Origin of the sequence: Bradyrhizobium nivariense (assembly GCF_029846695.2) — a bacterium.
Lineage (GTDB): Bacteria > Pseudomonadota > Alphaproteobacteria > Rhizobiales > Xanthobacteraceae > Bradyrhizobium.
Map to the genome: position 1 here is coordinate 75,758 of NZ_JARWCR020000013.1, position 14,775 is coordinate 90,532.

Annotated in this window: 13 protein-coding genes; all 13 read left to right on the top strand. The window is 64.4% G+C overall.

The window, feature by feature from the left end; genetic code table 11:
- The first annotated feature begins 4 nt into the window (after positions 1 to 4).
- The 13 genes from nuoL to QCM77_RS13420 all read left to right on the top strand — a co-directional run bounded on the left by nuoL (position 5) and on the right by QCM77_RS13420 (position 14,518).
- Complete coding sequence (gene nuoL / locus QCM77_RS13360) at positions 5 to 2,104, top strand: NADH-quinone oxidoreductase subunit L (RefSeq protein WP_279664340.1); 2,100 nt, start codon at positions 5 to 7, stop codon at positions 2,102 to 2,104.
- Positions 2,105 to 3,613 carry an NADH-quinone oxidoreductase subunit M gene (locus tag QCM77_RS13365; protein WP_279664339.1) on the top strand — a complete coding sequence of 503 codons (1,509 nt, stop codon included), beginning with the start codon at positions 2,105 to 2,107 and terminating at the stop codon, positions 3,611 to 3,613.
- 22 nt (positions 3,614 to 3,635) lie between these two features.
- The gene (gene nuoN, locus QCM77_RS13370) at positions 3,636 to 5,072 is read left to right on the top strand and encodes an NADH-quinone oxidoreductase subunit NuoN (RefSeq protein ID WP_279664337.1); all 1,437 of its coding nucleotides are present in this window, start codon (positions 3,636 to 3,638) and stop codon (positions 5,070 to 5,072) included.
- A 1-nt stretch (position 5,073) separates the two neighbouring features.
- The gene (locus tag QCM77_RS13375; RefSeq protein ID WP_279664336.1) at positions 5,074 to 5,880 is read left to right on the top strand and encodes a biotin--[acetyl-CoA-carboxylase] ligase; all 807 of its coding nucleotides are present in this window, start codon (positions 5,074 to 5,076) and stop codon (positions 5,878 to 5,880) included.
- Entirely contained in the window at positions 5,880 to 7,550 is a 1,671-nt protein-coding gene (locus QCM77_RS13380; RefSeq protein ID WP_279683900.1) for a ribonuclease J, read from the top strand. The genes QCM77_RS13375 and QCM77_RS13380 overlap by 1 nt, the downstream gene beginning before the upstream one ends.
- Before the next feature lie 67 nt (positions 7,551 to 7,617).
- Complete coding sequence (gene mce, locus QCM77_RS13385) at positions 7,618 to 8,022, top strand: methylmalonyl-CoA epimerase (RefSeq protein WP_279683902.1); 405 nt, start codon at positions 7,618 to 7,620, stop codon at positions 8,020 to 8,022.
- Positions 8,023 to 8,031: 9 nt separating this feature from the next.
- Positions 8,032 to 8,307, top strand: a complete 276-nt coding sequence (locus tag QCM77_RS13390) for a DUF1467 family protein (protein WP_279664333.1) — start codon at positions 8,032 to 8,034, stop codon at positions 8,305 to 8,307.
- Positions 8,308 to 8,344: 37 nt separating this feature from the next.
- The gene (locus QCM77_RS13395) at positions 8,345 to 8,692 is read left to right on the top strand and encodes a hypothetical protein (protein ID WP_279664332.1); all 348 of its coding nucleotides are present in this window, start codon (positions 8,345 to 8,347) and stop codon (positions 8,690 to 8,692) included.
- Positions 8,693 to 8,727: 35 nt separating this feature from the next.
- Positions 8,728 to 10,017: an S-methyl-5-thioribose kinase gene (gene mtnK, locus QCM77_RS13400; RefSeq protein ID WP_279664331.1), complete on the top strand. Its 1,290-nt coding sequence runs from the start codon at positions 8,728 to 8,730 to the stop codon at positions 10,015 to 10,017.
- 132 nt (positions 10,018 to 10,149) lie between these two features.
- On the top strand, positions 10,150 to 11,739 hold the full coding sequence (locus QCM77_RS13405; protein WP_279664330.1) for an ABC transporter substrate-binding protein: 1,590 nt from the start codon (positions 10,150 to 10,152) through the stop codon (positions 11,737 to 11,739).
- Between the two features lie 60 nt (positions 11,740 to 11,799).
- Entirely contained in the window at positions 11,800 to 12,723 is a 924-nt protein-coding gene (locus QCM77_RS13410; protein ID WP_279664438.1) for an ABC transporter permease, read from the top strand.
- Entirely contained in the window at positions 12,720 to 13,541 is an 822-nt protein-coding gene (locus QCM77_RS13415; RefSeq protein WP_279683904.1) for an ABC transporter permease, read from the top strand. The genes QCM77_RS13410 and QCM77_RS13415 overlap by 4 nt, the downstream gene beginning before the upstream one ends.
- Positions 13,538 to 14,518, top strand: a complete 981-nt coding sequence (locus QCM77_RS13420; RefSeq protein ID WP_279664326.1) for an ABC transporter ATP-binding protein — start codon at positions 13,538 to 13,540, stop codon at positions 14,516 to 14,518. The genes QCM77_RS13415 and QCM77_RS13420 overlap by 4 nt, the downstream gene beginning before the upstream one ends.
- Positions 14,519 to 14,775 lie beyond the last annotated feature (257 nt).

Here is a 14,775-nt window from a genome sequence, read left to right on the forward strand (position 1 = left end):
AGTCATGGTTCAGGCAATCGTTTTCCTGCCGCTCCTGGGCGCCATCTTGGCCGGCCTGATCGCGCTGTTCGGTGCGCATGCCCGCAACCCCTCGGGCGACGAGGTCAAACATCACGGCGACCACGGCCATGGTGCGCATGCCCATGCGTCCGATACGATCAACGAGGATGCATCGGTCATCCACGAGAGCCACCATGAGCCCGGCGATGGTCACGACGACCACGGCCCGGCCGAGCCCCCGGCGGCGGGGTCGCGCGGCGCCGAGCTGATCACCACCGCACTGCTGTTCGTGTCGGCGGCGCTGTCCTGGATGACGCTGGTCGATGTCGGCTTCATGCATCACGACATGCGGATTCCGCTGTTGCCGTGGATCCTCTCCGGCGACCTCCAGGTCTACTGGGCGCTGCGGGTCGATACGCTCACCGCCGTGATGCTGGTGGTGGTGACGACCGTGTCCTCGCTCGTGCACCTCTATTCCATCGGCTACATGGACGAGGATCCGTATCGGCCGCGCTTCTTCGGCTATCTCTCGCTGTTCACTTTCGCCATGCTGATGCTGGTGACGGCGGACAATTTGGTGCAGCTCTTCTTCGGCTGGGAAGGCGTGGGTCTGGCGAGCTATTTGCTGATCGGCTTCTGGTACCAGAAGCCGTCGGCGAACGCGGCCGCCATCAAGGCCTTCGTGGTCAACCGCGTCGGCGATTTCGGCTTCGCGCTCGGCATCTTCGCGATCTTCATGCTGACCGCGTCGACCGATTTCGAGACGATCTTCCATGCCGCGCCTAGCCTCACCGGCAAGACCATCGACTTCCTCGGCTGGCACGCCGATGCACTGACGCTGACCTGCCTGCTGCTGTTCATGGGCGCGATGGGCAAGTCGGCGCAGTTCCTGCTGCACACCTGGTTGCCGGACGCGATGGAAGGCCCGACGCCGGTGTCGGCGCTGATCCACGCCGCGACCATGGTTACCGCCGGCGTGTTCATGGTGGCACGGCTGTCGCCGCTGTTCGAGCTCGCGCCGAACGCGCAGGCCGTCGTGATGTTCTTCGGCGCCACCACCGCGTTTTTCGCGGCGACCATCGGCCTCGTCCAGAACGACATCAAGCGCATCGTCGCCTACTCGACCTGTTCGCAGCTTGGCTACATGTTCGTGGCGATGGGAGCGGGGGCCTATTCGGTCGGCATGTTCCACCTGTTTACGCACGCCTTCTTCAAGGCGCTCTTGTTCTTGGGCTCCGGCTCGGTGATCTACGCGATGCACCACGAGCAGGACATCCGCAACATGGGCGGCCTCTGGCGCAAGATCCCCTACACCTACGCGGTGATGGTGGTCGGCACGCTGGCGCTGACCGGCTTCCCGCTCACCGCCGGTTATTTCTCCAAGGACGCCATCATCGAGTCCGCCTACGCTGCGCACAATCCGTTCGCGATGTACGGCTTCCTGATGACGGTCGTCGCCGCCGGCCTGACCTCGTTCTACTCGTGGCGCCTGATCTTCAAGACCTTCCACGGCGAGCCGCATGACGAGCATCATTACGAAGCGGCGCATGAAGCGCCGATCTGGATGCTGATTCCGATCGGTGTGCTCGCGGTCGGCTCCATCTTGGCCGGCTTCCCGTTCAAGGAGCTGTTCGCCGGCCACGGCATCGAGGAGTTCTTCCGCGAATCCGTGAAGATGAACCCGCACATCATCGAGGAGATGCACCATATCCCCGAGACCATCGCCTTGCTGCCGACGGTGATGATGGTGCTGGGCTTCCTGGTGTCGTACCTGTTCTACATCCGCCGGCCCTATCTGCCGGTCGAGCTCGCGAACACGCAGCCGATGCTGTACCAGTTCCTGCTCAATAAATGGTACTTCGACGAGCTCTACGACGTCATCTTCGTCCGTCCGGCGAAGTGGATCGGCTACCAGCTCTGGAAGAAGGGCGACGGCTTCATCATCGACGGCCTCGGCCCCGACGGCATCTCGGCCCGCGTGCTTGATATCACCCGCAATGTCGTGAAGATCCAGACCGGCTATCTCTACCACTACGCGTTCGCCATGCTGATCGGCGCCGCCGGCCTGATCACCTGGTTCATGTTCGGCTTTGGAGGCCAGTAGATGACGACCTGGCCAATTCTATCCGTCACGACGTTCCTGCCGCTGGTCGGCGCGCTGATCGTCTATCTCAGCCGCGGCGATGACGAGGCGGCCCGGCGCAACTCGCGCTGGATCGCGCTGTGGACCACGCTGATCACCTTCGCGGTGTCGGTGATCCTGGTCATGCGGTTCGATGCGTCGAGCGCCGACTTCCAGTTCGTCGAGAAGGCGAACTGGCTCGCCACCGGCATCACCTACCACATGGGCGTGGACGGCATTTCGCTGCCGCTGGTGATCCTGACCACCGCCATCATGCCGTTCTGCATCATCGCGAGCTGGAAGGCGATCACCAACCGCGTCCGCGAATACATGATGGCGTTCCTGATCCTGGAAACGCTGATGATCGGCACCTTCTCGGCGCTCGATCTGGTGCTGTTTTATCTGTTCTTCGAAGGCGGCCTGATCCCGATGTTTCTCATCATCGGCGTCTGGGGCGGTCCGCGCCGGGTCTACGCGTCGTTCAAGTTCTTCCTCTACACGCTGCTCGGCTCGGTCCTGATGCTGCTCGCCATCATGGCGCTGTACTGGAACGGCGGTACCACCGACATCCCGACCCTGATGCACACCGCCGTGCCGCGGTCGTTGCAGACCTGGGCCTGGCTTGCCTTCTTCGCCTCGTTCGCGGTGAAGATGCCGATGTGGCCGGTGCACACCTGGCTCCCCGACGCACACGTCGAGGCGCCGACGGCGGGCTCCGTGGTCCTCGCCGCGATCCTCTTGAAGATGGGCGGCTACGGCTTCCTGCGCTTCTCGCTGCCGATGTTCCCGCTGGCCTCGCACGACTTCGCGCCACTGATCTTCACGCTTTCGGCCATCGCGATCATCTACACCTCGCTGGTGGCCTTGATGCAGGAGGACATGAAAAAGCTGATCGCGTACTCGTCGGTGGCGCATATGGGCTTCGTCACCATGGGCATCTTCGCCGGCACCATGCAGGGCGTCGCGGGCGGTGTGTTCCAGATGATCTCGCACGGCATCGTGTCGGGCGCGCTGTTCCTCTGCGTCGGCATCGTCTACGACCGCATGCACACCCGCGACATCGCGGCCTATGGCGGCCTCGTCAACCGGATGCCGCTCTACGCGCTGACCTTCATGATCTTCACCATGGCCAATGTCGGTCTGCCCGGCACATCCGGTTTCGTCGGCGAGTTCATGACGCTGCTCGGCACCTTCAAGGTCTCGATCCCGACCGCGTTCTTCGCCACCTTCGGCGTGATCCTGTCGGCCTGCTACGCGCTGTGGCTCTACCGCAAGGTCGTGTTCGGGGCGCTGGTCAAGCCGTCGCTGATGAGCATAAAGGATCTCACCTTGCGTGAGTGCCTGACGCTGTTCCCGCTGATCGCGCTGACGATCCTGTTTGGCATCTACCCGAAGCCGGTGCTCGACATGTCGGCCGCCTCGGTCCAGCAACTCGTCAACAATTACAACACCGCTGTGACGGCCGTGAAGGCCGCCGCACTGCTCCAGTGAGCGGGCAGGTCAGGATATCGCCATGAGCTTTGAGACTGCAGGTTATCAACTGGCGCCGGTGCTGCCCGAGCTCGTGCTCGCGGTCGGGGCCATGGCCCTGCTGATGCTGGGCGCCTATCGCGGGCAGGAGACGACCAAGACGGTCACGACGCTTGCGGTCCTGCTCCTGATCGTGGTCGGCGTGCTCGAATACATGGTGCCCGCGGGCAAGCAGGTGACCTTCGGCGGCAGCTTCATCGTCGACGACTTTGCCCGCTTCATGAAGATCCTGGCCCTGATCGGTTCGGCGGTGACGCTGGTGCTGTCGACCGAGTTCCTGTCGGATCCGTCGCGCCGCATCTTCGAGTACGCGATCCTGGTGCTGCTCTCGACGCTCGGCATGATGGTGCTGATCTCGGCCGGCGATTTGATCTCGCTCTATCTCGGCCTCGAATTGATGTCGCTGGCGCTCTACGTCGTGGCGACCTCGAATCGCGACAACGCCAAGTCGACCGAAGCCGGCTTGAAGTATTTCGTGCTCGGCGCGCTGTCCTCGGGCATGCTGCTCTACGGCTCCTCGCTGATCTACGGCTTCACCGGCACTGTCGCATTCACCGGCATCGCGGCGGCCGCGACGGTCTCGAATGTCGGCCTTGTTTTCGGTCTGGTGTTCCTGCTCGCCGGCCTCTGCTTCAAGGTCTCGGCCGTGCCGTTCCATATGTGGACGCCTGACGTCTACGAAGGCGCGCCGACGCCGGTCACCGCCTTCTTCGCCTCGGCGCCGAAGGTCGCCGCACTCGCGGTCTTCACCCGCGTGACGCTCACCGCATTCCCCGGCATCCTCTCGCAGTGGCAGCAGATCCTGGTGTTCGTGGCGATTGCCTCGATGGTGCTGGGTTCGTTCGCCGCGATCGGCCAGAGCAACATCAAGCGCCTGATGGCCTATTCCTCGATCGGCCACATGGGCTTTGCCCTGGTCGGCCTCGCCGCCGGTACCGTCGAGGGCGCACAGGGCGTGCTGATGTACATCGTGATCTATGTCGCGATGACGCTCGGCTCGTTCTCGGTCATCCTCGCGATGAAGCGCAACGGCCAGCCGGTCGAGCAGATCAGCGATTTCGCCGGTCTGTCGCGAACCAATCCGCTGCTCGCCTTCATGTTCGCGATGCTGCTGTTCTCGCTCGCCGGCATCCCGCCGCTCGCCGGCTTCTTCGCCAAATGGTACGTCTTCGTCGCCGCCATCAAGGCCAATTTGTTCACGCTCGCCGTGGTCGGCGTGCTCTCCAGCGTGGTCGGGGCCTACTACTATCTCACCATCGTCAAGACGATGTATTTCGACGAGCCGGCCGGGCAGGTCGATCCTGTCAGGGTCGAGGTGCGGACGGTGCTGGCGGTCGCGGGCCTGTTCAACATTCTGTTCGCGCTGTTCGCGGGCCCGGTGGTGAGCGTCGCCTCCGCCGCGGCGAAGTCGCTGTTCTAGGATGGCATTCGCGCTCGGTCCTCGCGCATCGTCGGCGGGCTACAAGCTCGCAGCTTTCGACCGGATCGGCTCGACCAATACCGAGGCGATCGAGCGCGCGAGGAGCGGCGAACGCGGCCCGATGTGGTTCGTGACGTCGGAGCAGACCGCCGGCCGTGGCCGCCGCCAGCGCGCCTGGATCGCACCAAAGGGTAACCTTGCCGCCAGCGTCCTCGAAGTCCTGGACGTCGCCCCTTCTGTCGCCGCGACGATCGGCTTTGCGGCCGGGCTGGCCGAGGAGGCCGCGCTGGAGAAGGTCAGCCTGGAGGCTGCACTGCGCCTCGGCGAGGGCCGTCCCCGCTACGCCCTGAAATGGCCGAACGACGTGCTTGCCGGCGGCAAGAAGCTGGTCGGTATCGGCCTGGAGGCGGAAGCCATCGGCGAACGCCTTGCCATCGTCGTCGGCATCGGCACCAACGTCGTCGCCGCGCCCGAGGGCACGCCGACGCCTGCGGTGTCGCTTGCTGCGCTCGGCGTCCAGATCAGCGCGGAGGAGCTGTTCTCGGCGCTGTCGGACGCCTGGGTGGAGTTCCGCGGCATCTGGGACAATGGTCGCGGCTTCGCCGAGATCCGCAAGCTGTGGCTGGAGCGCGCCGCCGGCCTCGGCGAGCGGGTCGCGATCCACACGGGAGTGACGACGCTGGAAGGCATTTTTGACACGATCGACGACACCGGCTGCCTGATCGTCCGCACCGCGGAGGGCCGGCGCGTGCCGGTGGCCGCGGGCGAGGTGTTCTTCGGCACGGCCGCCTCCGTGGGAGCTGCGTGATGGCGAAGCCTGAAGAACTGGTATTTGCGCCGCTTGGCGGCGTCGGCGAGATCGGCATGAACCTGTCGATCTACGGCCTCGGCAACCGCCAGCAGCGCGCCTGGCTGGCGATCGATCTCGGCGTCTCCTTTGGCGACGAGGAGCATCTGCCGGGCATCGACCTGATCATGCCCGACATCAGCTTCCTGGAGAAGGAACGCAAGAACCTGATGGGCCTGGTGCTGACCCACGCCCATGAGGACCATTTCGGCGCCATCATCGACCTGTGGCCGAAGCTGAAATGCCCGATCTATGCGACGCAGTTCAGTGCCGCGCTGTTCGAGGCCAAGTGCGCCGCCGAGCGCAATGCGCCGAAGATCCCGGTGACGGTGGTGCTGTCAGGCGGGCGCGTCGATATCGGTCCGTTCAACGTCGAGTTCATCCCCGTGGCGCATTCGATTCCGGAGTCGCATGCGCTGGCTATACACACCGAAGTCGGCACGGTGCTGCACACCGGCGACTGGAAGATCGATCCGACCCCGATCATCGGCCGCCCGACTGACGAAAAGCGGCTGCGCGAGCTGGGCGACCAGGGCCTGCTCGCCTTGATCGGCGATTCCACCAACGCCGTGCGCGACGGCCGCTCGCCCTCGGAAGCCGAGGTGGCCAGATCCATTACCGAGATCGTCAAGGCCGCCAAGGGCCGCGTCGCAGTCACAACCTTTGCCTCCAATGTCGCGCGCCTCAAGGCCGTCGCCATCGCTGCGAAGGCCGCCGACCGTGAGGTCGTTGTGGTGGGCCGCGCCATGGAGCGCGTGGTGCAGGTCGCGCGCGAGACCGGCTATCTCGACGGCGTGCAGAGTTTCCGCTCCGCCGAGGTCTACGGTCATCTGCCGCAGGACAAGGTGCTGGCGCTCTGCACCGGCAGCCAGGGCGAGCCGCGTGCCGCGCTGGCGCGCGTCGCCAATGACGACCATCCCGAGATCACGCTCAACCGCGGCGACAGCGTGATCTTCTCCTCGCGCACCATTCCCGGCAACGAGAAGGCGGTCGGGGCAATTATCAATGGCCTGGTTTTACAGGGTGTGGAGGTCATCACCGACCGCGACCATCTGGTCCATGTCTCCGGTCATCCCCGCCGCGACGAATTGCGCGACATGATCGCCTGGACCCGGCCGCAGCTCCTGATCCCCGTCCATGGCGAGGCCCTGCACCTGAACGAGCACGCCAAGCTCGCGCGCGCCGCCGGCGTGCCGCGCGTGCTGGTCTGCCGCAACGGCGACCTGGTCAAGCTCGGCCCCGGCGATCCCGGCATCATTGGGCAAGTGCCTGCGGGCCGTCTCTACAAGGACGGCACGATTCTGGAGGACTCCAAGTCCCGCGCGGTGATCGAGCGGCGCCGCTTGGCCTTCTCCGGCTGCGCCTTCGTCGCCATCGCCATGACGCAGCAGGGCGAACTCGTCGACGATCCCGAGGTTGATCTGATCGGCATCCCCGAGAAGAACAAAGCGGGCGAGCCCTTCGACGACATCGTCTTCGACGCCGTGGTCTCCACCATCGAAGGTCTGCCGAAGGCGCGCCGTCGCGATGCGGATGCGCTGGCGGAGTCGGTGCGACGCGCCGTCCGCTCCGTGATCAACGAACATTGGGGTAAAAAGCCCCCCTGTCTGGTACACGTCCTGACAGTCTAATTTGGGCGTGATCTTTTCGGAAAACCGCTTCACACTTTTCCGGATCGTGCCCTAAGGGAGAAGAAACATGCTGGGCCGGCTCAACCATGTCGCGATCGCGACCAAGGACGCCGTCAAGGCCGCCAGGATCTATGGCGCCGCATTCGGGGCCCAGATCTCGGAGGCCGTCGCGCTGCCCGAGCATGGCGTCACCACCGTGTTCGCGACGCTGCCCAACACCAAGATCGAGTTCATCGAGCCGCTCGGCGAGGCCTCGCCGATCGCAAAGTTCCTCGAACGCAATGCCGACGGCGGTATCCACCATGTCTGCTACGAGGTCGTCGACATCATCGCCTCGCGCGACACGCTGGTGAAGGAGGGCGCGCGGGTGCTCGGCGACGGCGTGCCGAAGATCGGCGCCCACGGCAAGCCGGTGCTGTTCCTGCACCCGAAGGATTTTTCCGGCGCCCTGGTCGAAATCGAGCAGGCGTAAGGCCGCACCATGGCCATCCAGATCTCGACCGCACTTGCGATCTACTTCGTCATCTGGTGGATCGCGCTGTTCCTGACGCTGCCGTTCGGCGTGCGCAGCCAGCACGAGGACGGCGTGGGAGCACCGGGCACCGATCCCGGCGCGCCGATCCTGACGCGGATGAGAAGCAAGCTGATCTGGACCACGATCATCTCCGCTGTCATCTATGGCCTCGGCATAGCGGCCTACCAGGCCGGCTATCTCTCGATCGAGCGCCTGTCGAAATTGATGGGCATGCCGTTCTAGACGTTCTTTGCTAACGATATTGTTTTGGGGGGAACGAATGACTTTTCAGAGGATCGTCATTGCGCTTCTGGTGCTGATCGTCGCCGGTCTTGGCGGCATCGGCTATTTCGAGTGGAAGATGGCTGTGCAGGTGCGCACGCTGAAGGCGTTCGTCGAGGGCTACGTCTTCAACGAAGCCGTGATGGCCTGCGAGCAGGCCAGGAGCTCCACGCCGTTCAAGTGGAACGGCGGCAAGAGCACCTCAATCATCGGCCTGAACTCGGTCAAAACAGACAAATACACCGTCAGCGCCAGCTACACGCTGGTGGCGGACAGCGTCTATTGTGATTACGATCCGATCAAAAGAAAGGCCGAGATCGGCTCGAGCTTCCTGGAGCGGGAGTAACGATCCGGCCATGCTAAGCATGGGATGGGATCGTCATGGCGCAGCGGCAGGGGGACTATCGGATTCTGCATGAGGCCGACTTGCGGGACTATCTCGCAGGCGTCACGGACCTCGCAGCGACCCTCGGCGGCGAGCCGGCCTCCTGGTCGATCACCGAAGTCGGCGACGGCAATCTCAATCTCGTCTTCATCGTGAAAGGCGCGCGCGGCGGCGTCGCCGTGAAGCAGGCGCTGCCCTACGTCCGCCTCGTCGGCGAGAGCTGGCCGCTGCCGCTGTCCCGGGCCCATTACGAATACCTCGCCTTGTCCCGACAGGCCCAGCTCGCGCCCGGCCTCGTGCCGGCCCTGCTGCATCACAACGCGGCGCTGGCGCTGACGGTGATGGAGCTGCTCGAGCCCCACATCATCATGCGCAAGGGGATGGTTGCGGGCACGCACTATCCGCGTTTCGTCGACGACATCACGACCTTCATGGCGCGAACCCTGTTCTTCACCTCCGATCTCGCACTCTCCGCTGCGGAGAAGAAGGAAGGCATTGCCGCCTTTGCCGGCAACCACGCGCTGTGCAAGATCACCGAGGATCTGATCTTCACCGATCCCTACCGTATCGCCGAGCAGAACCGCTGGACCGCGCCGCATCTCGATGCGCTCGCCGCAGACCTGCGCCACGACATGGAATTGCACGTCGCCATCTCCCGGCTGAAGCTGAAGTTCATGGCAAGCCCCGAAGCGCTGCTCCACGGCGACCTTCACACTGGCTCGATCATGGTCACGGACAGCCAGACGCGGGTGATCGACCCGGAATTCGCCTTCTACGGCCCGATGGGTTTCGATATCGGCGCCGTGCTGGCCAACCTCCTGATGGCATATTTTGCCTCCGCCGGCCACGAGCGCTCACCCGGCGAGCGGCGCGCGTTCGAGGCCTGGGTGCTCCAGACGGTGGAGACCGTGTGGAACGAGTTCGCCCGCAAATTCCTCGACCTCTGGCGCGCCGGCGCCGCAGGCGATGCCTATCCCGCCTCGCTTTTCGCCGGAGAGAAAGGCGCGGCGCGCCTGGAGGCCGAGCGGCAGGCCTACATGCAGCGCCTGTTCGCCGACGCTATCGGCTTCGCCGCGGCGAAAACCATCCGCCGCATCTTCGGTCTCGCCCATAACATCGACTTCGAGCTGATCGAGGATCCGCGCAAGCGGGCGGTGAGCGAAGCACGCGCCGTGAGGCTGGCAAGGACGATGATGCTGGAGACGGGGGCGTTTCCGACCATCGCGGACGTCACCGCTGCGGCGCGAAAATTGCACGACTGGCAGCCTGGGTTCGCGACCGGCTAGGGCGCGTACTCACAAATCGGCGGGGCCCGAGCGCTACGCTCGCATACGTCAACCCCTCCAAGGTGCTTGCGCTCGACGTGCCGTGGATGGTCAACTCTCAGACCGGAGCACGCCTGTATGGTTGGAGGAAACATGATCTTCAGGATAGTGGCGATCGTCGCTGGTTTGGGACTGGCACTGGCCGCCACGGCGGAGGCCCAGACACCGCGCAAGGGCGGAACCATCCGCATGACCGCGCCCTATGGCTCGAGTTTCACCAGCCTGGACATTCATACGACACAGCGCGCCCAGGACGAGATTTACGCCAAAGGGCTGCATCGGTCGCTCTACATCTGGGACTCCGCTGCGGGCAAGCCGGTTCTGGAGCTTGCCAAGGAGGACGTCGTCTCGGGGGGAGGTCTCGTTCACACCTTCAAGCTGCGTGACGACGCCTATTTCCACCATGGTCGCAAGATGACGGCGGACGACATCATCTGGACCTACAATCGCATCATGGACGGCACCAAGGCCTATCCCGGCGCGCGCTATGTCCGCGTGATCGAGGGCGCGGCAGCGGTCGAGAAGGGCCAGGCCAAGGACATCTCCGGCCTGAAGAAGATCGACGACTTTACAGTCGAGATGAAACTGACCGAGAAAGTCGATCCAGGTTTCTACTTCTGGAACGCGATAACGTCGATCTATCCCGCCGACGAAGCCGCCAAGGAGAGCTTTCTCCAGAAGCCGATCGGGCTTGGGCCCTTCAAATTCGTCGAGCACGTGCCGGGATCGCGCATCGTTCTGGAGCGGTGGGACCGGTTCTACAAGCCCGGCAAGCCCTACGCCGATAAGCTCATCGTGTCGGTCATGGGCGAGGCCGCGGCGCGCGATGTCGCCTTCCGCAACAAGGAGATCGACACCTCCGTGCTGGGGCCCGCGCAATATGTCGCCTATCAGAACGACGCCGACCTCAAGGGCACCGTCGTCGAAGTCGCCGAGGTCTTCACCCGCTACATGGGGATGAATCCGGCGTTCAAGCCGTTCGCCGACAAGCGGGTCCGGCAGGCGATCAACTATGCGATCGATACCGACCTGATCATCAGCAAGCTGGTCAAGAACAAGGCCTATCGCGCCACCAGCTGGCTGCCACTGACCTCTCCCCTCTACGACAAGACCATGAAGCCCTACGCCTTCGATCCCGCCAAGGCCAAGCAGCTGCTCGCTGACGCCGGTTATCCCACGGGCTTCGAATTCGAATGGACCACCAGCCAGAACGAGAGCTGGGGCCTGCCGATCGTCTCGGCCGTGATCCCGATGCTGGACAAGGTCGGCATCAAGGCGAAGGTCAAGCAGGTCGAGACCGCGGTGTTGGCGGAGGTGGTTCGCAGCGGCGATTACCAGGCCTTCATCTATTCCCAGGCGAGCGGCCCGGATCCGCAGGCCGCCCTCAAATGCTTCCACTCGGCGACGCCGCAACCGGCCTGCAACTACATGAACTTCAAAAATGCCGACTTCGACAAGCTGGTCGATGAGGCCGGGCAGGCCGACGATCCAGCCAAGCGCGCCCAGCTGCTGCAAAAGGCCAATGCGCTCCTCTACGAAGAGGCGCCGGTCTGGTTCTTCAACTACAACAAGGCGGTCATGGCGGTGCAGCCGTGGCTCAAGGGGATTCAGCTGAATGCGACGGAGCTGACCCATCAGAACGTCGAAGACCTCTGGGTCGACGAGACCTCGCCCGCGAAGTGACATGCGCTCTCGCGCTCCCTCCATCGCCATGATCGATGGGGGGAGAGAGGAAAAGTGCCGATGCTCTCCTTCCTGTTCCGTCGTCTCCTGCAGACCATTCCGACCGTGCTGGCCGTCGTGCTGCTGGTATTCGTGCTGTTCAGCGTCGTTCCCGGCAGCATCGTCTCGTCCATGAGCGACGACAGCGATCCGCAGGTCGAGCTGCGCATGAAGAAGCAGCTCGGCCTTGACGATCCCGTCTATGTGCGCTTCGGCGCCTACATCGCCAAGCTCGCGACGGGTGATTTCGGAACGTCGTTCCGGACCCGCGAACCGGTTACGACCATGATTGCCAAACGGATGTGGCCGACGCTGCAGCTCATCTTCGCTGCCATGGCGTTTTCCGTCGTGATCGGTGTTCCCCTGGGTTTCATCGCCGCGCTGAAGCCCGGCGGCATTGTCGACACGCTGGCGATGGTCGTGGCGGTCTCGGGCCTCTCGATTGCCAAATTCTGGCTCGGACTGGTGCTGATGTACTTCTTTGCCTTGAAACTCGGCTGGCTGCCGAGTTTTGGCTATGGCGATGGGGGACTGAAATATCTGATCCTGCCTGCCGTGACGCTCGGCGTCTCGCCGATGGCGCTGTTCGCCCGGACGACCCGCGCTGCGGTCCTCGAGATCATGACGGCAGATTTCGTGCGCACGGCGCGCTCGAAGGGCATGAGCGAGACAAGGGTCGTGAAGTGGCACGTGATGCGCAACGCGCTTGTCATCATTCTCACCACCGTCGGCCTGCAGTTCGGCGCATTGATGGGGCAGGCGGTCGTCGTCGAGAAATTGTACTCCTGGCCGGGCATCGGCTCGCTGCTGGTCGACAGTGTCCTGCAGCGCGACATTCCGGCCGTCCAGGGCTCCATTCTGGTGGTGGTGCTGGCCTTTCTCGCGATCAATCTGCTGATCGACCTGCTCTACGGCGTAATCGATCCCAGGATCAGATACGCATGAAGCTGCGCGCCAATCTCATCATCGGCGGCGCGCTGTTCGCGCTCGCGATCCTGGTCGGCCTGCTCGCGCCCTGGCTGGCGCATACCGATCCTGTGCTGGACGCCAATCTGCTGAACGCGGAGGAGCCTCCGAGCTGGACCTGGTGGTTCGGCACCGACGACCAGGGCCGCGACATCTATTCCCGCGTCGCCTACGGCGCCCGCGTCTCGCTGACGGTCGGCATCGTCTCGCAGCTCATCAACAGCGTCATCGGCGTCGCGCTGGGCCTGAGCGCCGGCTATTGGGGCGGCTGGTGGGACGATGTCGTCAACGGCCTGACCAACGTCATGCTCGCGATCCCATCGCTGATCTTTGCGCTGGCCATCATGGCGGTGCTTGGTCCCGGCCTGACCAGCCTGCTGATCGCACTCGGCTTGACCAACTGGTCTTTCACGTGCCGGATCGCACGGGCGTCTGCGCTGTCGCTCAGGAGTCAGGGCTATGTGCAGGCGGCAACCGTGCTCGGCTACGGCGATTTGCGCATCATGATCACGCAGCTGCTGCCGAACATGCTCGGACCGATCGTCGTCATCGGCACGCTCGGCATGGGCAGCGCGGTCCTGTCCGAAGCCGCATTGTCGTTCCTCGGCCTCGGCGTCCGCCCGCCGTTTCCGAGCTGGGGCAGCATGTTGTCGGATGCCCGCGACCAGATCACGACGGCGCCGTGGCTCTCGGTCTTTCCCGGCCTTGCCATCTTCCTGACGGTGCTCGGCCTCAATCTGCTCGGCGACGGCCTGCGCGACATTCTCGATCCTCAATCGCGGAGCCGGCGCACATGACGGGCACGCCGCTGATCGAAGTCGAGGATTTGCGCATCGATCTCGACGACGGATCGCGGCGCGTTGCGGCGGCCGAGGGCATTTCATTCCGGATCGATCGCGGCGAGACGTTTGGCCTTGTCGGCGAATCCGGCTGCGGCAAGAGCATCACGGCGCTCGCTCTGATCGGCCTGTTACGGCAGCCGTTGTCGATCGGCGGCGGCACGATCCGGTTCGAGGGGCGGGAGATCCAGCACCTTTCAGCCGGTAAGCAACGGGAGCTGCGCGGCAATCGCATCGCCATGATCTTCCAGGAGCCGATGACGGCGCTGAACCCGGTCTCGCCGGTGGGCCGGCAGATCGCCGAGATGTTCGTGCTGCACAAGGGCAAGAGCTGGCGGGAAGCCAGCCGGCTGGCGGTCGAGGCGCTGGCGAGCGTCCGCGTCCCCGCGCCCGAGCGACGCGTCAACGACTATCCGCACCAGCTGTCCGGCGGCATGCGCCAGCGCGTGATGATCGCCATAGCACTCGCCTGCGGTCCGGATCTCCTGATCGCCGACGAGCCGACGACCGCGCTCGACGTCACCGTGCAGGCGGAGATCATCGAGCTGATGCGCAATCTCTGCGCCGAGCGGGGAACCGCGATCCTGATGATCAGCCACGATCTCGGCCTGGTCGCCAATGTCTGTCGCCGCGTTGCCGTCATGTATGCCGGCCGCATCGTCGAGGAGCGCGGCTCGGCCGATATTTTCCGCGCGCCGGCGCATCCCTATACGCAGGGGCTCGTGGACTCGCTGCCGCGGCTCGGCAGCCGCGCCGCGCTTGGCCGCAGCCGGCTGAAGGAGATCGCAGGCGTGGTCCCGGCGATCACGAGCTTCCCGGATGGCTGCCGGTTCAATCCGCGCTGCGCGCAGGCGACTGATGTTTGCCGGTCAGTCGCGCCGGCGACGGATTTGCTGGAGGCGGGCGGTCTGGTGAGGTGTCACCACCATGGATGAGGGCAGGGCAATCGCGTATGGATTTCACGAGGACCGCGCGAGCTTGCTCCGCCTCTCCCGCTTGCGGGAGAGGCCGACGCGCCCCGGGCGATGCGAAGCATCGTCCCGCGCGCGGCGGGTGAGGGCTCTCACCCCACGGGGATATCCTCCGCAATTGCCGACAATCCCAACGCGGAGACACCCCCACCCACAGCCGATGCTCCGCATCGGCGTTCTCTTAGAGAACGGCGGCCGTAGGCCGCCTTTGCCTCCCCCGC